Below are 19,172 nucleotides of genomic sequence, written 5' to 3' on the forward strand. Positions count from 1 at the left end.
CTGATACGGGTGGTGACTCATAACCAAATCAGGGTTAATTTTTTAAGGAGATTGAAATGAAAAAAGTATTGTTAGCAGCGGCAGTAGCCGTGACATTAGCCGCATGTTCTACGACAAAAAACCCAGAGGGGTATGTGGCACGTTTACAGTGTGCCTCAGGCCATGATGCTTTATATATCTACAAGATTAACGAGCATAAATTATCACAGGCTCAAAAAGCCAAGCTTGCTCCAGCGGTCCAAGCGGTACAGGATGATTGCCGTAGCAAACAGCGGTTTGTCATTTTAAATGCCTTAAAAGCCTACACATGGGAGGGTGGAGAGCCACGTGACCTTGAGGGTGCTGAGGGCGACGCTGCGGAGTAAACGATGGGGTGCGTTAAGTGTGTAACTTGTCCACCACCTAAGCCAGCACCTCCAGTTGTGTTGGAGGAGGCGGTTCTCCTCCATCCCACGATAAAAGACCCTATTTTTACAGGGACAGTAACACTACCTGACGGGGTTGTTGGGGGTGCAGGACAGAAAGGCGACAAGGGCGACCAAGGCGAAGCAGGACCGATGGGACCGATGGGACCGATGGGACCGATGGGACCGAAAGGCGACAAGGGTGATGCAGGAGTAGCAGGTCAAAAAGGCGACAAAGGTGATAAGGGCGACCCAGGTGAGATTATTTACGCCAGTGAGCCGTTGCAGTTTGTTGATACATTTAATCAGATGGTAGGTGAAGTAGTGGCAATAGTTGCCCAAGACCTAACATTCAAAGACGCATTTATGGAGACAGTATGAGTGCAAAAAAACCTTTAAAGTATGAGAGTGGCAAACACGTGCCATTTGCATCAGATGATACGTTAGATGTGTCATCTATTCCGTTATCTAGGACAGCAGGTAATCGTATCGAAGTACGTGGTGATGGTATTGGTGTATGGGATACTGCTCCGCCTAATTTAGCCACACAATATGTCGATGCTGTAAATGGTAACGATACCAACGCTGGCACTAGAGATGCACCCCTTAAAACATTTGCAAAAGCACTTGATCGTGTTAGTAGAGAGTCAGCAGGATATGGCACATTCGCTATTTTCTTGAAAAGTGGGCAGACTCATAACGTAACGCAACTACTTTCTGAGACAGCTAACGCATATATAGTTGTTACAACCTATGATGACCCCATATTTGATATAGCTACTAAGGTAGTATGTCCAGGAGCATATGCATGGACTGCTGTAGAGTTACAGCGAGCGACACTACAATTTAATGTTATACCTGAACCAGGTTATGAAACACAATACACCACTATACCGTACATCGTAGCTAACAGAATTTTGTTTGTTGGCGTCAATATTAGACGTGGCGATGGGCGAGTAACATTCCCAGGAGCTAGGCATTTTATTATTGAAACAGACGGACTAGTACAAGTACAAGGTTGTAATATCTATATTGGTAAAAATGGACAGTTTGCCCGTCCAGGGTCAATATGGTTACAGTCTTGTTGGGTCACATTCCATGCAGAAGCTAGCGTATTTTTAAGTCCAATCAACAATCCTGTAGTGACAACTGACTCATTACGAAATGAAGACCCTACAGCGGTGGAGAGATGTCCAGGGTTGTCCTATCGTCATGTTGGAGATAATGTGCGTAAAGCACTAACACCAGAAAAAATCGGATTTGTTGTTAATAAAGAATCTAAAACCATCTTTAATGGTGGCACTAACTGGGATATTTTTGCATAGGTGATATATGGCAATTAATTTAGTAACTGTTCCAGATTTAGGAACCGATTTTGAGCTAGATACTAGCAACCAGAAAATTAACGTCAATATTGATGGCACCACTCTAGTGCGTAAGGAAGATGGAACACTGAGTGCGAATAGTAATAGTGCAGGCATTATGTACGTTCGTTCAGTTGATGTACAACCTGATTCAGGTGACACTGGTATTACAGTAACGCCAGAGATGGTCGGCAAGACGGTAATTTGGGATGGTTAGCAGGTGGACCTCCAGTACAAGTACTATCAGGAACGTATATAGGTGGCGTAGTAGATACTACTCCTAAATACGCAGAAGGTAGCAGAATTGATTTTATTTGTAGAGTTGGCCCACCGTCCGAACTAACATATCCATCTTCACATGAAGGATATGACTGCGGGATAACAAGTTTAGCTAGCGCCCACGAATGGAGTCAGACACAATCTGCTGGCGACCTTACAGGGACTAATGCTGCACTAAGCGATACTATTAAGTTCTTAATGACGTACGTCTCTGAACCTGTACGCTGCACTGGCATTATGGAGTATTTTCAGTTTTATTCTGATGCTGAGCATGCCTTTATGCTAGACGCTGCCGACTACAGTACTGCATACAACACTAGACTAGCACTGCCACATGAATTTTCATTAATTTATGTAGATATTGCTAAGTATGAAAGTATTATTGATCCAACTGCCGAATTAGTAACAGAGAGTGGAACCAAAGGCTATGGTTGGATTTATGAAGGTTTACCACGACGTAAAGCACCTGGCATGTAAACCACCACACCATTATATTTTTAGGAGAAACCAATGGCAGTAAAACAATTTGTAACCCCCGATAATTTATTCACAGACCACTTTGAACTAGATGCAGTAGCGAAAAAGATTAAAGTGAAGTTCCCTGAACAACAGCAGTTGCCAGCAGGGGTAGCGACAAGCTTAGCGTACGATGCAGCGACACAATCATTAACGTATACCGAAGACGGTCAGCAAAAGTCGATTGATTTGTCAGCATTAGCGTTAGACAAATACGTTGAGACCGTATCAAGCGATGGTACAGACCTTATTCTAACGATGAAAGATGGCACGCAATTAAAAACAGGTATTTCGACATTAATTGCCCATACGCATACGTTAGATGTAGAGCTTCAAGATGCCTTCGGCACACAGATTGGCTTTGCGAGTTCAATTGCGACACTTAGTGTAGCGTAATTAACCTTATGAGGAGGGGGCAGGGAGACCTGCCTTTACTGTATGTTGCCATCTATTAAGAAGTTTTTCAAAGAGCTTTGCTATGAGTGTTTACTGATAGCGTTGATTCTACTTATTTATAGCGTGGCAGCGTTAGCACAACCACTTGGGCTAGATGAAGAGTTACGTCATCTCTGGGATACTAGCCTTGTTACGGTGATTGCTTTATCCGTACTCGGAGGTATTGTAGGGCTGTTAGCACGCATGCAGGATAAAGCGTGGCGAGATGAAGCAAAATCAGACGGAATGTTTTTGACCGTTGTAGCTGAACTCTCAGGCTCTATTTTTATTGGCATTTTAATTTTCTTTGGGTCTATCCATTACCAATGGACCAACTATATGACCGTTGTCTTTGTACTTCTAGGCTCGTGGTTAGGTACGAAAGCGACTCGCTTGTTGGTGGTATGGATTCGTGAAAATAAAGCCAACCTTATTTCACTATTAGGAGACAAACGTGAGTAAGTTACGTCAAGAGATAGCCTCGCAACGACGCACCTTTAAATTCGAATTATCATGGATGGTCGGCATCATCCTTATCGTATTAAGTGCCGTAACATTCCATAACACCTATCGCACTGAGCGAATCATCACCATTACGGCTCAGGCCAGGGAAGAGCTAGAAACAGCTATCGACTTTGCCAAACGCCGTATCGACACCACAGAGCGTCGCACTGACGCCATGTACCAATCCCTTGAAGAACTCCACCGCAAACTTCACACCATTGAGGGTTTGCTCCGTGGCACACAACCACCCCTAATGAGGGGCTACAAGACCCCTTAGAGATAGGCTAAAACATTATACATAGCTAAATAGCCTTAGACAACTTGCATTTATAGTTCGCCATAATCATAGGAGATTTTTATGGCGAACAACTGTTGCGTGCAACCTAAGCCACCAGCAGTGCTGGACGGGACGGTTCTAAATAACGTTACCGTATCAACTGGCACTATCGGTAGCGGTGTAGAAATTGATGCTCCTGCCCCACCAAAAGGGACAGCAGGTGGCGATTTAGCAGGTTCTTACCCTAATCCACAAGTCGTTAAATCGACCAATCAAACATTAACCACCCCAACAATTAAGGGTGGCACTACTTACGACCAAGCGGCTCAACAATCAATTATTGATTTCATTAAGACCGCCGTAGCGGTCGACTCTCCCTTACGCACTGAACTATTAAAAATGTTCGTCAATGCCGTGCTTGACGATGAGGACGTATTAGCCGCCTTAAAAGCGTGCGTTATTGCTTCCATCAATCGTTGCGATGGCACACCTCATGCCGTGGGTGACCACATTCCTACCTGTGATGAGATGACAGCTTTAGTTACGGCTGAAATCAACGCTGTTAAAGGTAAAGCAACGACCTTTACGCCCACTATCACAACACAAGATTCCCTCCCTACAACCGTTATCGGTACGCGCGATCAATTACTTGGTAAGCCCGCTGGCTATTTAAGTTTTGGTGGCAAGAACGTGCCTTACTTCTAGAGGTAGATATGAAAGCAGCTAAGAACTTTGTTGGCATGATGAAGGGCAATGCCCCTGTATCTGACCGTAGTCCTTCTACAGGCAGTGCTACGGCAAAAAATTTTAACTTCGGTGGGTTTGATCCTGTACTTAACCAGAATCAACGCTTTTCACTGACAGCACAAGCAACCCCATTAGGCGGCAAGTTTAAGAACTCTGGCACTTATCCAAAGCAGTTGGATACCAGTAAGTTTTCTGCCTTGCGTCCATTCGGTGGTATGAAGCCATCACCCATCAAAAAGCATTTCTAAGCCTGGTGTAGATGAAGACCTACAAGCAACTTACAGAGCGTCAGAAAGTAGCCCTATCCACGATGGGTAAACATCCAGAAGCCTTTGCCGAGATTGTCGGGCTTTTGGAGTCAGAACTGTCTCTAACGAAGACCCGATACGAAACAGCTAAAGAGCAACTAGTGGCATCAGGAGATGGTCGACCTGTGTGCCTTCATCTGCGTGGGTGCATTGAAGCCTTACGTGGCGTTATCGACCTTTTTAATTCAACCCGTGAACTATAAGGAATGACCGCATGGCACAAGCGAATCAAGTCCCATTTACACCAGTAAATCCACCACGTCCAGCTCCTCATCCAGCGGCAGCGTATGTACCAGCAGACGATGCACAAACAAGTGTTGTGCGAGAGAACCAAGTGTTCCCAGCACAGACTGTACAGCCTAATGTACCACAACCTGTACACCAACCTGTACACCAACCTGTAGCACAGCAAGGGCAACCAGTACAACCAGCGCCTGCGTACCAACCGCAGCCTGTAGCACAGCCACAATGGAATATTGCCGATTGGCAACGCCAGCAGTATCAGTTAATGGAAGAACAGAGGGCGGCATATACACAACAACTCACCGCTAAAGAGCAAGAGTTAGCCTTGGCTAATGCTCGCCTTGCCGAGTATGAAGCAAAGCAGACCCAAGACGAAGATTTCTCTACCTTCGAACTTGGTGAGATGGAATACGTTGATGATACAGCGGCCAAAGAGATTAGAGACAAAATCTTGGCGCCGATGTTAAAGCAGATTAATAAGTCGACTAACGAGCGTTTGAACAAAATTAATAGCTCATTCCAAACCACTATTAACCAGATTAACGAAGAGCAGTATCGAACTCGTTTAGCTGATACGAATAAGGCCATTACGGACAGACATCCAGATATTGATGTCTTAGCCCGTGATCCAGCGTATGTAGCGTTTATGCAAGAAACCATCCCTGGCACATTGGTTACTAGAGGGTCGCAAGTGGAAGCTGCCTACAAAGCAGGTAATGCGACATACGTCAATCAAGTTTTAGATCAATTTAAAGGCGGGCAACCGACATTGGCTCAGGTTGCTGCACCGCCTATTAGCACTGTGTCTGCGCCACTTACGCCAGACAACTACACCAGATTTACCTACGCCGACTTGGAAGAACAAAAGCAACGTTTTAACCGTAGAGAGATTTCACATGAGACCTACAGAACGTTCCTTGATGAATTTAACGCTGCAGAGCGAGAGGGGCGGGTGGGTTAATGATTTCACAACATGGGCTACCGCCCGAATTTTTAAAGGAGAGCACCTATGGCATTCGCTAGTGCTTCGGGTTTCAGTGGATTAGAAAATTCACCATTAGCCCGAATAGGTTATTACAACAAAATTATCGCAACAGGCTGGGATAAGGAGTTTCTTCCTTATATCACCAACACATCAATCGATGGCAAATTGACGATGTGTAATCAGGTAATCCAGTTTACGAAACAACCTCGTTCTGGGGATTGGCGACCTTACGAGAAGAACCAAGAGCTTGTAGCTGACTTCTCATCACCAGATGCATTTGTTATGCAGATTTGTAACGCTGCCTATAAAGTGCTTAAGTTCGACCAATTAGACATCGCACGTTTGTGTGATCGTTGGGCGCAGTATGAAGAGTATTTGCTAAAAGATGCCTATGAGACGTTAGCCAAACTATGGCGTCAATGGGTATTGGAAGCGATGATTTTGGAAGCATCAGGACAGAATAAAGGGGCTAATGCTGGTTGCCACAGTAATATCAACTTAGGCGCGCCTAATGCACCAATCAAAATCACATCAGAGAATATTCATCGTGAACTCGCCAAAATTCAACGTGTATTGAAAGAGGCTGGACGCTGGGTGGATGACGAGATGTTTATCATGTTGCCAAGTGCCATCATGGAAACAATCGTTGACTCTAAATACGCTAGTGCGTTTGACATGGGTAACTGTGGATCAAACAACTGCTCAATCTTAGTGACAGGTATGATGCCTGGAAAAGTGATGGGCTTTAACGTGTTTGTCGTGGATTGTATCCCTCAAGTTATCGATGCGTCTGGCGCATTAACATACTTCGTGATCGCTGGTAATAAAGAAGGTTTTGCTTTCGCAGGCGATTTGGTGCAAGGTGATTTAGTCCAACCTGCAGGCTACTTTGGTGTCCACTATCGTATGTTAGCAGTTTGGGGTGGTAAAGCGATTTACCCAGATGCCTTAGCTGTTGGTTATTGGACATTCTAAGGAGGATAACATGGCTAAAACAGTATCTTTATATGATGGTGGTACGCCACAATTTGTCTTTCCTGCTGCAGATGCGACACGCCGTTTCGGCTGCCGTTTACCAACGCAGGTAGCAGGGGAGTTTGACCGTGGACATTTTACGTTAGGTAACGTGTTGCAACCTGCAGCATTCCCCTATCAACGTGATGCCTTAGCTAAGATTAAGGCAGCTGATGTACCTGTAGATGTAGCGCTATTAGTAGTTCCAGAGTTGCATTCTATCACACAGGTATTCGTCCATTCTAACCCTACAGCGACGGTAGCTGGTCAAAACTGCTGCAGCGCAGTGACTGATTCTATGCAAGGCGTAACGTTTGACGTCTTTGCCAAATTGGTTGATGCAACTAAATGTGGCGGTGGATGCAGTGGTTCTGAGGATATCACAATCGAACAGTTAATCGCAGAAGGTGAAGATTTTGCATTGCCATCAGGCTTTACAGGTATCGACGCTAATGCAGAGATTGTTCGCCATGGTTACTTAGACACATCTAGCTCTAAGGAGACTTCTGTTGTGACTAAGATTGAAGACCCATTGAGTGGCTCGACCATTGATGGTGCAGCAATCACAACAACAGCGTCAACTGTATTTGTTCCTGCAGGCCGTGCCGTTGTGTTGGGTATCCGTCTAAACACAGCACCGACTGGTACAGCAGGCACATTTGCCGCAATGCAAGGTCGTATCGCACTTGTCGTAAAAGTAGACAATTTTGAGTATCCAATCTCTAAATAATCTATTTTATAGACCAACCCCCAAGGTTGATGACTTTGGGGGACTTTTAGGAGAAATCATATGAAAGCACATGCAAAAGTATGTCGCTGCCGAGCAGGTAGCAAACACGCTAAACAGTCCACTAAATAATTTTTAGGAGTAGAGTATGGCACAGCCTCGATTCCATGCGCCAGGCGCAAACTATGCAGTAGAATCTTCACCAGAGCGACAATTTAACTCAGCCCCAACCCCACTTGGAAAGTGTGATTGGTTACGTGAGAAAGCTACTGGACATATACACCCTTACCATCCTGGGCTAGCTGCACGCAGCGATTTAGTAGAGCCCTATACTGGACCCCTACCATGGGAATCACCAGAGGAAGAACTTGAACAGGAAGCAGTAGTAACACCTAAAAAGCGTACAGCTAAAAAGGTAGCTCCACCAACCCCTCCAGCTCCTCCGCTTCCAGAGGCTATATTTGACGATATAGACGAGGACTAATATGCGTCTACGAGACTTGTTAGCTGCTTTCAATGAAGACCTTAATGACCTCAATCCTGCAGGCACATTGCCTAATCGTTGGAGTCAGGCACAGTTGCTTCGTTTTTTCAACGAAGGGTTGTGCAACGTCTTCACTTTAAACCCTAACGAGTTTGTAGAAGCATCCATGGTAAAGCTTGACCCAGGTACGCTCCAAAAGCTATGCGATTGTAAAGTGCTACGGAAAATACTTGGGCAAACAGATGAGACAGGGTTAGTGTTAACTCCTGTCCCCGAACAAAATATTTCTATTCTCTCTCGTTGGACAAAAAAGGTATGCCTTACACCAACTAACGGAGAGTTTACCCTCACTGGCTATACCTACAGTGCAGGCGACAATGGCTACTTCAATGTTTATCCACCAATACCTCCGAATGAGGATGTGTACTTAAAAGTGCTTTGTGCAAACCCACCAGAGCCTTACACGATGAAAGACCTTGATAAAGAAGTTGATGCGGGATGTGCATCAGTAACTGCAGCACGGCAGTGGGTATTGTACTCAGCCCTGATGATTGATGATGAGGTAGAGATAGCTGTTGCCGCAGCTAGGGTTCATTTAGAAACCTTTTTTAATATTTTAAAAGTACAACTAACGCAGCAACGACTAGCTGAATTAGGTGTTAATCGTACGGTAAGGGCAACAAATGACAACGGTTAGTTTTGATGAATTTAAACATGAAATAAGATTGGCGATAGGGGAAGCCCCAGATGATCTTATTGCGAATTATGTACGATTAGCCATTATTGAATTATGTGAGCGTAGTCAAGTACTAGCACGTACGATAGAGATTGATCTGCAGTGTGGTGTCGAAGAATACTACATAGAGACAGAAGAAGACGAACGTATTGTATCAATCCAACGTATTTGTGTTGACGGTAATTGTTGTTCTGACAATGCCATACTACGTGCATCAGAGCCCTGTGATACAGGGTGTACCGTCCACAGCCGAGCTATCTGGTTTGTGCCACCTGATACATTGAATATTAGACCTGTTCCAACCTCTAATAAGGAAGGAGCCGTGAAGGTATTCGTGGCTGTGGCCCCTACAAGGGAAGCTTGCTCCGTTGATCAACTTATTTATGAGCGATATTTTGACACAGTTATCAACGGCGCATTGGCACGACTCTATTTAGCTAAAACAACACCTTGGCATGACAGAGGTCTTGCTGAATATCATCGTCAATTATTTGATAAAGGTGTCGCTGTGGCAGGTATGGATAGACAAACAGGACATATGCGTGGGCGTATAAAAATGACCCCACGTCGGATTATTTAAGGTGACTTATGGCAGAGTGTAGAAAATTACGTAAAGATTGTCCTGCCGATGCAGATGACAAACCAAAAGAACCATGTCCACCTGTTGCATTTTGCGCAGGCAATCAGATGGTTACGTTTGATGGAGAATGCTTATCTGTTGAACCACGTGCAGTCACTATACCAGATGGAACGTTTTCGCAGATTACGTTTTCTGGTGGCTGTATTGTTGGTGTTGGTCAAGCTCCAGTACCTACGTACACACCTAATGCCTGCTGCGGTTCGCCTGGAGAAACCGTTGGTAATTTACCTGATTTAGCTGATATAATTTCTAACGACCCATCGAACTTATTAAAACAAACACCAACTGGTCTAGCGGTACAACCTGTGTTCCGAGGCAGGGGGGTTGTTGTGACAGGCAGTGGAACCCCAACTGACCCATTTACCATTACCACGTCTGATAGTTCGGTGGGTATTTCTGTTTCCACCTCTACGCCAGAAGCTATTGAAGTCACATATGATGCCTACACTAGTACTTATTCTGTAGGGCTGAAATCTAACAAGATGTCTGGCATTTATGGCCCATTTACGGTCAATGACTATGGACAGATTGTTGCCTATGATGCGCAAGATGCACCTATCACCGCTATTCAAGGTGACCCATATATTGTAGTGGACAAAGTTGGCGATGGGCATATCGTACTTAATTTTGATATCAACCGCCTAAGAAAAGAAATCACACCGACAGGACTTGGCGCCGATGATACGACAGGTGCTTATGGTGGTAGGTTTGAAACGGCAGATGGTAAGTATGTCTATTACGATAATACAGGGCGTATTACTAGCGTTAAGGCTATTCCTACTATGGATTCTGGCACCGATGATGGGGGAGCTGCTCCATAATGGAACTACGACACTTTCACGGCATGTCCCCAAAGACACCTTTGGAGAACTTAACTTACAATTATGCCGAGCTAGCTCTTGATGTTGATTTAAGCCATGGAACATTAAAACCTTGGCGAGCACCATTATTACTAAAAGCGACATCCCCATTTACAAAACGTATTCATCAGGTTGGGTGTTGTTGGTTTGAGTTTGCTTCGTGTGTAAGTATTGCTGAGTGGACAGTGGATTGTAAACGGCTATATGTGACAGGTGATGAGACTTATCCTACCGTTATGCCCATCAAAGATAATTGCGAAACTGGCTGCGGTAAATTAGAGAAGCTTCGGTTAGGAATACCCGCACCTAAAGATGCTATTCAGGCTAAAGCCTTTAAGTTTTCTATCCCAACAAATGCAAGCCATCTACCAGATGCAGAGGAGCGAGAGAGTAGAGCTTATGTTTATACGTACGTCAATTGCTTAGGTGAAGAGGGACCACCATCTTACCCATCTAATCATGTAGATACTGATGATGGTAGCCCTGTTAGTTTAACGGGGTTTTCTGTACCTCCAAAAGAGTACGGCATCGAACAGGTTAATGTATATCGCATGGTAACAGGTATGCGAGCATCTAATGAGACGCAGCAAGGACCCATGCCACATATAACGGACTATTTCCTTGTAGCCACTATCCCTGTTGGACAGGCGACGCATATTGATGGTGGACTTAATGTAGATATGCTAGGCGATCCACTCACTACGCTTGATGTGCTAGAACCACCAGAAGGATTACGCGGCATTATTGCAATCCCTAACTCACGAATGTTGGCTGGTTTTGTTGGTAATACTTTATGCATTACGATGAACAACCAACCGTGGAACTGGCCACTATCTCAACGTTACAACCTCGATGACACGATCATCGCTATTGAAGCGTATGCTGGCAGATTATATGTGATGACCGATGGGCATCCATACTCCATAGACCTAGGAGATGGTGTAGATGCTAGAGCATGCAGAGCCATTATCCGTCACAGCACACCGATGCCAATGGTGACGTGTTGCAGCACTGATGGGGCAATTACTACACCCGTAGGTGTGTTTTATGTTAGCGACAGAGGCATTGTACTCATGGGAGCAGGTGAGCCAAAAGTCATCTCTTCCCCATGGTTTGCTACCGACGACTGGCGAAAACTTAAACCTCAAACTATGCGTTTAGGTTGGCATGATGGACGATTGTTTGTTACTAGTGATGATGAGTCTTATATCTTTTTTATGGATTCAGAAGTCTTTGGCGACAATAGCTATAGCCGACTGACAAAACTCTCAATCAAACCGACACATTATCATACGGGGCGAAATGGTGAGTTGTTCATACTTTACGACCATGCCATCCATCAATGGAATGCTGGATTACAGGTTATGCCTTATACATGGAAAGGGGCAATACTGGACACCAAACGCTATGGATATTTTGGGGCTGTCAGACTATGGGCAGATGGTGCGGTAAGCGTTTCCATATTTGCCGAACGTATTCCAATCTTCAATGACATTTTACTTTTACCAAATACAGCCGTTAGGCTCCCACGCTATGGGCATCACTTACACCACCAAGTAGCGTTCACAGGAACTTATGAAGTGCAATCGTTTGAGATGGCACAAAGCAGATGGGAATTATCTAGCACATAGGAGGTGCTATGACCATCCGTATTGAATTAGAACCTTTTGACATCGAAAATAAGGACAGATGTATCCATATTATTGCCTTATTAGTCCCGTTATTCAAAGAATATTACAACAGTAAAAAGACACCAGAAGAGCCTGAATTTAACTTCAATTTTACAGAGTTTATACAGGATTGGTGGAAAGGAGAAAAGGTTTTACTCCTTGCCTATGATGACGATACGCTCATTGGGTTTTTATATGCACAGAAACGTTCAAATTTATTTAGCTCTTTGCCTGAATTAAGGGTAAAATATGAATATGTGAATGTAGGATATCCTACAGTAATTGAAAACCTACGAACCTATGCAGCCCAACTATTACCTATGTTTGGTTGCGTTATCTTAAGTGGAGACTAGTCATGGGATTGCTCAGTTCGATTGTTGGGGCAGTAACAGGTGCAGCAAGTGGCGGTGGTAGTGGCGGTGGTTGCGGTGTCGATGGTGAAAGCTATATCGAAGCATCTGATTTAGCCTCTAAAGCGATGACGGCTGTTGCCCTAATCAACACAGCCGCTGCAACATCTATTGCCGTTAAACAACTGACACTAGCCAATAAATATTATGCCTTAGCTAAAGAAGCACGAGATTATTGGAATAGCACGTTCAAACCGCATGAAGTCAAAATGATGGATGAGGCGGGTAACGCCCCCTTATATACGCCACAGTTTGATGTGACTGCTGGGCGTTGGCTTGCATCTACTAAACAGCAGTTTAAAAAATCTATCGATACTATTGGCATACATGCTTCTCGATATTGCACTGGACTTACGCAGACACTCATGCGCGATGCGATGGTAGCCAAAGCGATGGCAGAGGGAGATACGATCAACTTGGCGTACCGTTATGAAGAGGGTCGCAAACAAATCTTCGATGAAATCCGTTGGACACGTCGCCATCAAGCCTTGGCAATGGGGCGTGACATGTTGTCGCAGTCTGCAGGGTATATGCAACAAGCTAATGCATCTTACGGCACGTTACGAGATTGGACAACTGGTAATGCTAATGGGGCGTATCAGCAATGGTGGGCGATGAATAGTGTTCAAAATAACCCTTATACCTCTGGACAAATGGGTCAAGGAGATAACAGAAGCCAACGTCTATCTGATTCTATTAACGCAGGGGCTTCTGGAGCTAATCGTATGACAGTAATGTCAGGAGTTAACTTAGGAACTGGGGCTATCTATGGAGCACTGGGGTCATCGGCAGTAAATAACTTCACATCAGCAGGGGCAACTAACACTATTTATAGTGGTGCGGGTACTCCCTTTAATATCGCAGGATCTTCTGTAGCACCAGGTAGCCCTAATGGAGCCTTGCCATATAACGCTACAGTAGGTTTCGGTGGGACAGCAACCTAATTAGGATACAACATGATAACGTTTGACTTTGGATATACAAAAGGAATTGATGCTGCCCAACGCATCATTGGCAACGATTTACGCTTGCGAGATGAATACTTACGCCAACGGGATGTATTGCCATTTCAGAATACTTATACGGCGCAACACTATCAGCTAGAAAGCCAACTAAACCCACTTAAAGTTCGTAATGATATACAGGCGTTAAATCAAGCGTATGAGTTAGCGCCACTAACACATGCCTATAATATGGGGACAGCCAACATAAAAGTAGATGGATTAGGTAATGATGCTAGAAATTATACAGCCAGCCAAAATGCAGGCTATGCACGGTCATTAGCTAGTACGGCAACAGACAATAACATCGTCAGTGCTGCCCCCTCTGATTTAGCAAGAACTATCTCTGGTAACCAAACGCAGACAACAGGAAACCTTGCACAAGGGGTATCTAACCAAGCAACGCTAGACGCTTATAAAGCGAACCCACAATTGTTAGTAGGTGCTGTCTCCAATAAAATGTCTAGCGATTATAATAATTCTGGAATACAAGCCACTGTGGCAGAACAAACGGCTAATGCTGTTAATGCGAATCGAGGTGATATAGGGACGACAGTTGCCAACAATCTACGAACGGGAGCATTGCAATCAATCCTTGGCACTAATACTGCAACGCAAAATCAGGCTGTATTTGACGCCACATCTCCTTTTGTGGTGCCTACGGCGACAGCTACCGCTGAGGCTAATAACGTCACAGCAAATACCGACCTTGGCAAAGCTAAGCAAGCTCAAACGATTTTTAATTCGACAGCCCCATATGTAGAGCGTACAGCTAGAGACACAGCTGTAGCTAAAGCTATAGAAGCAGCCACTGGTGTTACCAAGGCGAATCAAGCTCAAACGATTTTCGACCTTACTAGTCAAGATGTAGTGGCTAATGCAGTTAATAAAGCGGCTATTGACGCAGGAGTAAGCGGTAGAGATTTACGGATTCTTACAGGTACAACCGATAATGCTGTCGCCGCCGCTGTTGCAGAAGGGCAGACGAAAGTAAATGTTGCCAACCAAGCATTGGCTAAGTCGATGGAAGACTTATTTAACTTCAATAGCGAAGCAGGTTTACGAGCAAAAGAGCGAGTAGCAGATAATGCTAGTCGCCAGAATAAAGTGGATATAGCAACACAAGATGCTGCCGCCACGCGGTCAATGCTGGATAGTGGCCTATATGCCAAACTTACTAAAGCTAAAGCAGAAGCCACGACAATGGACTCGCTTAACACAGCACAAACAGCATTAGTACAAGCACAATTGGTACGAGACAATTTTAACAATGGCACAGCGCAGGCAGTGCTCAGAGCACAAGCGCAGACTAAGATGATCACAGACCAAAATAGTGTTGGGCTAGCCAACTTTAACGCCATAAACTTGCAGTCTATTGTAGCTAATGGTGTAGCGTCACAACAGCGTCAGGCACAAGTGAATGCATGGTTGACCACTAGCGGTACGCCTGAGAGTAAAGCAGCAGAGTTTAGTCAGATTTACCCAGGGTTGTCTTATAGAAAAACACCAGGGGGTGATGTTGTTTTATTCCAAGATGGTACGGCAGCTCGTTTAGGTGACTTCCTAAAAATGAGTAATTATGAAGACGCTGTCCGTATGACGACGCTGCGTAATGCCACACTAACACCTGAACAGCTAGCGGCCCAAGCCAAAGATCGTGCTGAGTTTAATAAAACAATCGCATCTAAAGTGCTAGAGGCTTATGGGCGTGGTAATAACGGAGCATCGGTAACAAATGTATTGTCATCACTCTTAGGAGTACCTGAAGAAACGTTAAGTAATGACCCTGCAGTATCGGCGTTATCGAAAGGTAAGGCTAAACCTTCGGCCAAAGAATTAGAAGATTTAGCTGATTTATTGGCTGGTAAGTACGGCCCAGATAGAGGCGTACCACCGCCACCTGTGTTATATGGTCCGATAGATAGAAATAAAGTAGTAATCAGAGACGGTTTATTGTTGGTTGACCCTACGACAGGACAACCTCTGGCTCCAGCACAGACGCAGCCAATGGACACTGCAGGCAGGTCTGCTCAACTAAAAGGAGGCAACTAATGGCTAATACGTTCATGGATGTCTTTAATAAGGCCGCTGCTGAAGAAGGTATCTCTGGTACAGCCTTATCACCATTTGCTTTAAGTATTTTTGGACAAGAATCTGGTTTTGGCCGTAATACTAAAACGAGCAATCATGGAACAACAGGAATAGGGCAGATGCTACCAGCTACCTTTAATTCTGTTGCGGATAAAGGTTGGGATATTAACAATGCCGAACATAATATGCGTGCGAGTATGCGCTATATTAAGCAGTTATATAATACCGCAGGTGGCGATTTACACTTAACTGCCGTTGGGTATTATGGTGGTCCAGGAGCCATTAAAGCGGCACAGCAGGGTGTCTATTACAAAGACCGTAAAAACCCTAATGCTCCTGACACTAATCAATACGCTACTCAGGTAATTAATCGCATGAATGGCATATTAGGACAGACTGGGCAAGCTGGCTATACATCCCCACAGGTAGCTAATGCAAGTAGTCAGCAGGCATCATTAACCTTTGGCCAATTGCAGCAAGATAGACGACAATCTGCTCCAAGTTTAGATGCCGCCACGGATGTGATGCCTGCTTACTCAGAGGACTATTATCCAGATACCTCTGGACTATTTAAGAATACATTAGCGTCTATCCAACCAGGGTCTGTTCCACAAGATGCTTTTGCTGGATTGTCTCGTGCCGTAGCACAAAACCCAGAGTTGGCAAATGTATTCACAGGTAAAGTACCTGCCGCACAAATAACGCTAGGTGGACGAAGTGTGATTGCCATGCCAACAACAGAAGAAGAGCGTAATTTTTTCACCTCTGTCCAACAAAAACCATATGACGAACAGACCAAAGATTCCATTATTAAAGCTTATTCGCAGCTAAGCCCTGCTAGAGAACAAGCACTTGGCAAATCTATGTTTAATACTCAGCCGACTGATTTAGATGGCTACTTACGTGACATTGTGGAGAATGTATGATTTATTTATCTTCCGACGGTAAAGTTATCAACACAGACGACCTCTTGCAAAGAGGGTTAAGTGGCAATCCACAAATGCCACAAGTGACAACACCAACGCTGGATATCCCTAATCTAACTCAACAGACAGTTCCTCAAACGGCACCTCAGCAAGTCACGTCAGCAGTACCACAAACTTCTCCTGTTGCTGACCCGACAAAGGGAACATACGCCGACTTGGTTGGATCCAAAGAGTTCCAACTGAGCGATTATGTTGGCAAGCGCCAACTTTTTGACTCTTGGGCAAAAGGCGTTACGTCATCTATTGCCAGCTCTGGCTTGCGTGGCGAAGAGCAGATGGCCGTGCTTAACTTTATTAAGAATAAATATAATACAGAATATCCAGAGTTAGAAACCAGTTGGCTAGACCCAGCAGTACGTCTTACTAGTGGGTTAGTCTCTTCTGCAGGCGATATGATGGCAGGGGTAAGCCGATTGGATAGTATGTTAGGTGCAGACCCTGCCGCTAAGACAGAACTAGATACAGCACTGCAATTGGACAATGCTGCCAAACATATCCAAGACAATTGGTTATCTCCAGGGGCTAGAGACCAACTAGAGAAATCACAACTACGTCAAGACCAAGCAGATGGACAAATAGCACAGACAGGTGAGATGATACAACGGTTTGTTGATTCTCCAGTCGATACTACTGCCGCTACTGCCGCAGGTATGGCGCCTGCCGCCGCTGCAGGGTTGGTTCACCCTGTATTAGGGGCAATAGTTGCCGCTACGCAAGGTTTGGGTGGCGGATATAAACAACGCTATAACAATATACTTAACTATTACACAGAGCAAAATGCCATAAATGGTACTGGATTTACCGAAGAGCAGCTTAAAGATGAAGCATATCGTATAGCTAGCCAACCTGATGTAGTGGCTGACTTATTATCTGCTGGTGGTGAGACATTGGAAATGTTCCCTGTGTTTAAGGCATTCTCTATATTGTCTAAGCCAGCTTCTGGTGTTGCTGGTTCTGTTGTTGGAAATGTGGCCAGAGAGGTTGCAAAAGATGCCGTTGTAAGTGGCACCGGTGGCGTGCTCAGTAATATCGGTGGCAATATGGGTAATCCTGACCCGACAAGTTCTATCTGGGATGGAGCACTACCTGCCTTTGTTGGTGAAGCAGCAGCTGGAGCACCATTTAGTGCCGCTAGTGGGGTGGCCAGATCAAGAGGGGAGCATACGCCACCATCATCTGAAGACCAAACTGAACAACCACCAACTGACCAGTCTCCTGTCGCCGACAGTGAAGCGGCTAAACGTGCCCAAGAACGTGAAGATGCTCAAGAGCGTCATGAAGATTTTGCGGCGACATACCAACCTGTACAAGAAGCAATAGATGACTTACAAGGCAGCCGAACACAAAGTAGTGTACCCGTCCAAGAGGAAGTCATTACGGCTGAATCTGCGTTAAATAGTGATAAGGATTTAAACGATGCCATCAACACAACAACTGATACCACCAGCGACAGCGGCAGCAGTATATCTACTGCTGGGGCAGAAAGTGCCACTACAACTCAAGCAACTTCTAACACCAGCGCAGATACAGGCACTGGTAACCTGGGTACAAACCAAAATGAAGGAGACGCAGTTCAGTCCGAACGACCAGTCACCACGCAAGACGGCACTTCTACAGTTGCAACAACGAGTGATGCAACAATACCAACTAGCACCGAGCAAGGAGGACTCCAACAGCCTGATCAAACAATTGCCGAGCCAACAAGCCCAGAAAGTGCGAGCAGTGGAAGCATTAACCCAACAAGCCCAGAATCAACAGGAAGCACTGGGCAACAGGCAACAAATAGCGGGAATACGGTTGAAAGCCAACAAACGTTAATACCTAGGACAGGATTAACAGAGGAACAAAATGTTATTTATACCTCACCTAAGTATGCGACAACCTTTAAGCTATTAGAAAATCAAGACGATGCCACAATAGCTTCTGTTGTGGATGATATCGCCACAAACGGTGAGAAAAATCTTACGTATTCTATCCGTGAAGGAGATGCTAATAGCGCTATTGGTGTGAATCCTATCCCAAGAGAAGGCGATGCCCCTGATACGTCTATAAGTATTATTCACCCTAGTCAGATATCCAATGCGACTAAGATTTTCTATGCAGCGGACAAAGCCATTAAGACAGGCTCATTAACGGCACAACGGTTATTTTTATCCCCTAAGCTAGTTGTCAGAAATTTGATTGGTAAGAATATTGCTTCTACGTCCAGAACGAACGTGGACAGTGTGTTTAACTCGACAGGTACGGGCAAGATTCTTAGCGATATCCGTGGCCAGATAACTGATTTTTGGCGAACTGGACATATTGACCCAGTCTATGCACAATGGTTAAAAACAGCCCCTGCAGAATTTTTTAAATATCCAAACGATGTTTTGGAACGTTTGTATAAAGAGTTTGTAAACCTAGATGGTGATGTAGCTGATTATTATGCTAAGTCTGGCAATGTTTTCTCTTGCACCAGAAGCTGCAGACATCTATTCAAGCTGACATT

The 19,172-nt window shown here is 44.8% G+C and carries 23 protein-coding genes; all 23 read left to right on the forward strand.

The genetic code is table 11. The annotated features are described in order from the left end of the window. Positions 1-56 precede the first annotated feature (56 nt). On the forward strand, positions 57-365 hold the full coding sequence (locus V757_RS25705; RefSeq protein WP_023952777.1) for a hypothetical protein: 309 nt from the start codon (positions 57-59) through the stop codon (positions 363-365). A 3-nt stretch (positions 366-368) separates the two neighbouring features. Further along, a complete protein-coding gene (locus tag V757_RS27695) occupies positions 369-785 on the forward strand; it encodes a collagen-like protein (protein WP_023952779.1) in 417 nt (138 codons plus the stop codon). Next, a complete protein-coding gene (locus tag V757_RS25715; protein ID WP_023952781.1) occupies positions 782-1,729 on the forward strand; it encodes a hypothetical protein in 948 nt (315 codons plus the stop codon). The genes V757_RS27695 and V757_RS25715 overlap by 4 nt, the downstream gene beginning before the upstream one ends. A 7-nt stretch (positions 1,730-1,736) precedes the next feature. Then, positions 1,737-1,985, forward strand: a complete 249-nt coding sequence (locus V757_RS25720; RefSeq protein ID WP_023952783.1) for a hypothetical protein — start codon at positions 1,737-1,739, stop codon at positions 1,983-1,985. Further along, entirely contained in the window at positions 1,973-2,524 is a 552-nt protein-coding gene (locus V757_RS25725) for a hypothetical protein (RefSeq protein ID WP_023952785.1), read from the forward strand. The genes V757_RS25720 and V757_RS25725 overlap by 13 nt, the downstream gene beginning before the upstream one ends. A gap of 33 nt (positions 2,525-2,557) precedes the next feature. Then, positions 2,558-2,959, forward strand: coding sequence for a hypothetical protein (locus tag V757_RS25730; RefSeq protein ID WP_023952786.1), 402 nt, complete (start codon positions 2,558-2,560; stop codon positions 2,957-2,959). Between the two features lie 42 nt (positions 2,960-3,001). Then, positions 3,002-3,460: a phage holin family protein gene (locus V757_RS25735; protein ID WP_023949411.1), complete on the forward strand. Its 459-nt coding sequence runs from the start codon at positions 3,002-3,004 to the stop codon at positions 3,458-3,460. Beyond that, a complete protein-coding gene (locus V757_RS25740; RefSeq protein ID WP_023949413.1) occupies positions 3,453-3,779 on the forward strand; it encodes a hypothetical protein in 327 nt (108 codons plus the stop codon). Before V757_RS25735 ends, V757_RS25740 begins: the two co-directional genes overlap by 8 nt. 81 nt (positions 3,780-3,860) lie before the next feature. Further along, positions 3,861-4,484: a hypothetical protein gene (locus tag V757_RS25745; protein WP_023952789.1), complete on the forward strand. Its 624-nt coding sequence runs from the start codon at positions 3,861-3,863 to the stop codon at positions 4,482-4,484. Positions 4,485-4,492: 8 nt separating this feature from the next. After that, the gene (locus tag V757_RS25750) at positions 4,493-4,774 is read left to right on the forward strand and encodes a hypothetical protein (protein ID WP_023952791.1); all 282 of its coding nucleotides are present in this window, start codon (positions 4,493-4,495) and stop codon (positions 4,772-4,774) included. 274 nt (positions 4,775-5,048) lie between these two features. Then, positions 5,049-6,038, forward strand: coding sequence for a hypothetical protein (locus V757_RS25760; protein WP_023952795.1), 990 nt, complete (start codon positions 5,049-5,051; stop codon positions 6,036-6,038). A gap of 48 nt (positions 6,039-6,086) precedes the next feature. Next, entirely contained in the window at positions 6,087-7,037 is a 951-nt protein-coding gene (locus tag V757_RS25765) for a hypothetical protein (RefSeq protein ID WP_023952796.1), read from the forward strand. A 10-nt stretch (positions 7,038-7,047) separates the two neighbouring features. Continuing rightward, on the forward strand, positions 7,048-7,806 hold the full coding sequence (locus tag V757_RS25770; protein WP_023952799.1) for a hypothetical protein: 759 nt from the start codon (positions 7,048-7,050) through the stop codon (positions 7,804-7,806). Positions 7,807-7,951: 145 nt separating this feature from the next. Further along, positions 7,952-8,287 (forward strand): hypothetical protein, encoded by a 336-nt coding sequence (locus V757_RS25775; protein ID WP_023952801.1) that lies wholly within the window; start codon positions 7,952-7,954, stop codon positions 8,285-8,287. Position 8,288: 1 nt separating this feature from the next. Further along, positions 8,289-8,984, forward strand: coding sequence for a phage adaptor protein (locus V757_RS25780; protein ID WP_023952803.1), 696 nt, complete (start codon positions 8,289-8,291; stop codon positions 8,982-8,984). After that, positions 8,971-9,603 (forward strand): phage adaptor protein, encoded by a 633-nt coding sequence (locus tag V757_RS25785; protein WP_023952805.1) that lies wholly within the window; start codon positions 8,971-8,973, stop codon positions 9,601-9,603. Before V757_RS25780 ends, V757_RS25785 begins: the two co-directional genes overlap by 14 nt. Before the next feature lie 8 nt (positions 9,604-9,611). Continuing rightward, positions 9,612-10,484 (forward strand): hypothetical protein, encoded by an 873-nt coding sequence (locus V757_RS25790; RefSeq protein ID WP_023952807.1) that lies wholly within the window; start codon positions 9,612-9,614, stop codon positions 10,482-10,484. Then, positions 10,484-12,154 (forward strand): hypothetical protein, encoded by a 1,671-nt coding sequence (locus V757_RS25795; RefSeq protein ID WP_023952809.1) that lies wholly within the window; start codon positions 10,484-10,486, stop codon positions 12,152-12,154. Before V757_RS25790 ends, V757_RS25795 begins: the two co-directional genes overlap by 1 nt. 8 nt (positions 12,155-12,162) lie before the next feature. After that, a complete protein-coding gene (locus tag V757_RS25800; RefSeq protein WP_023952811.1) occupies positions 12,163-12,546 on the forward strand; it encodes a hypothetical protein in 384 nt (127 codons plus the stop codon). A gap of 2 nt (positions 12,547-12,548) precedes the next feature. After that, complete coding sequence (locus V757_RS25805) at positions 12,549-13,547, forward strand: hypothetical protein (RefSeq protein ID WP_023952813.1); 999 nt, start codon at positions 12,549-12,551, stop codon at positions 13,545-13,547. Positions 13,548-13,559: 12 nt separating this feature from the next. Next, on the forward strand, positions 13,560-15,656 hold the full coding sequence (locus tag V757_RS25810) for a hypothetical protein (RefSeq protein ID WP_023952815.1): 2,097 nt from the start codon (positions 13,560-13,562) through the stop codon (positions 15,654-15,656). Beyond that, a complete protein-coding gene (locus V757_RS25815; RefSeq protein ID WP_023952817.1) occupies positions 15,656-16,621 on the forward strand; it encodes a lytic transglycosylase domain-containing protein in 966 nt (321 codons plus the stop codon). Before V757_RS25810 ends, V757_RS25815 begins: the two co-directional genes overlap by 1 nt. Beyond that, a partial coding sequence (locus V757_RS25820; protein ID WP_036694738.1) for a hypothetical protein occupies positions 16,618-19,172 on the forward strand: 2,555 nt, incomplete at its 3' end. The genes V757_RS25815 and V757_RS25820, both read left to right, overlap by 4 nt.

Origin of the sequence: Pelistega indica, from assembly GCF_000506865.1 — a bacterium.
In the GTDB taxonomy this organism is placed as follows: Bacteria; Pseudomonadota; Gammaproteobacteria; order Burkholderiales; family Burkholderiaceae_B; genus Taylorella; species Taylorella indica.

Excerpts from the sequence above, each read along its gene's own strand:
- V757_RS25770 (WP_023952799.1), top strand. The coding sequence starts at position 7,048 with ATGGCTAAAACAGTATCTTTATATGATGGTGGTACGCCACAATTTGTC.
- V757_RS25715 (WP_023952781.1), top strand. The coding sequence starts at position 782 with ATGAGTGCAAAAAAACCTTTAAAGTATGAGAGTGGCAAACACGTGCCA.
- V757_RS25745 (WP_023952789.1), top strand. The coding sequence starts at position 3,861 with ATGGCGAACAACTGTTGCGTGCAACCTAAGCCACCAGCAGTGCTGGAC.
- V757_RS25730 (WP_023952786.1), top strand. The coding sequence starts at position 2,558 with ATGGCAGTAAAACAATTTGTAACCCCCGATAATTTATTCACAGACCAC.
- V757_RS25705 (WP_023952777.1), top strand. The coding sequence starts at position 57 with ATGAAAAAAGTATTGTTAGCAGCGGCAGTAGCCGTGACATTAGCCGCA.
- V757_RS25805 (WP_023952813.1), top strand. The coding sequence starts at position 12,549 with ATGGGATTGCTCAGTTCGATTGTTGGGGCAGTAACAGGTGCAGCAAGT.
- V757_RS25790 (WP_023952807.1), top strand. The coding sequence starts at position 9,612 with ATGGCAGAGTGTAGAAAATTACGTAAAGATTGTCCTGCCGATGCAGAT.
- V757_RS25795 (WP_023952809.1), top strand. The coding sequence starts at position 10,484 with ATGGAACTACGACACTTTCACGGCATGTCCCCAAAGACACCTTTGGAG.
- V757_RS25735 (WP_023949411.1), top strand. The coding sequence starts at position 3,002 with ATGTTGCCATCTATTAAGAAGTTTTTCAAAGAGCTTTGCTATGAGTGT.
- V757_RS27695 (WP_023952779.1), top strand. The coding sequence starts at position 369 with ATGGGGTGCGTTAAGTGTGTAACTTGTCCACCACCTAAGCCAGCACCT.
- V757_RS25810 (WP_023952815.1), top strand. The coding sequence starts at position 13,560 with ATGATAACGTTTGACTTTGGATATACAAAAGGAATTGATGCTGCCCAA.
- V757_RS25720 (WP_023952783.1), top strand. The coding sequence starts at position 1,737 with ATGGCAATTAATTTAGTAACTGTTCCAGATTTAGGAACCGATTTTGAG.
- V757_RS25815 (WP_023952817.1), top strand. The coding sequence starts at position 15,656 with ATGGCTAATACGTTCATGGATGTCTTTAATAAGGCCGCTGCTGAAGAA.
- V757_RS25800 (WP_023952811.1), top strand. The coding sequence starts at position 12,163 with ATGACCATCCGTATTGAATTAGAACCTTTTGACATCGAAAATAAGGAC.
- V757_RS25775 (WP_023952801.1), top strand. The coding sequence starts at position 7,952 with ATGGCACAGCCTCGATTCCATGCGCCAGGCGCAAACTATGCAGTAGAA.
- V757_RS25785 (WP_023952805.1), top strand. The coding sequence starts at position 8,971 with ATGACAACGGTTAGTTTTGATGAATTTAAACATGAAATAAGATTGGCG.
- V757_RS25765 (WP_023952796.1), top strand. The coding sequence starts at position 6,087 with ATGGCATTCGCTAGTGCTTCGGGTTTCAGTGGATTAGAAAATTCACCA.
- V757_RS25750 (WP_023952791.1), top strand. The coding sequence starts at position 4,493 with ATGAAAGCAGCTAAGAACTTTGTTGGCATGATGAAGGGCAATGCCCCT.
- V757_RS25780 (WP_023952803.1), top strand. The coding sequence starts at position 8,289 with ATGCGTCTACGAGACTTGTTAGCTGCTTTCAATGAAGACCTTAATGAC.
- V757_RS25760 (WP_023952795.1), top strand. The coding sequence starts at position 5,049 with ATGGCACAAGCGAATCAAGTCCCATTTACACCAGTAAATCCACCACGT.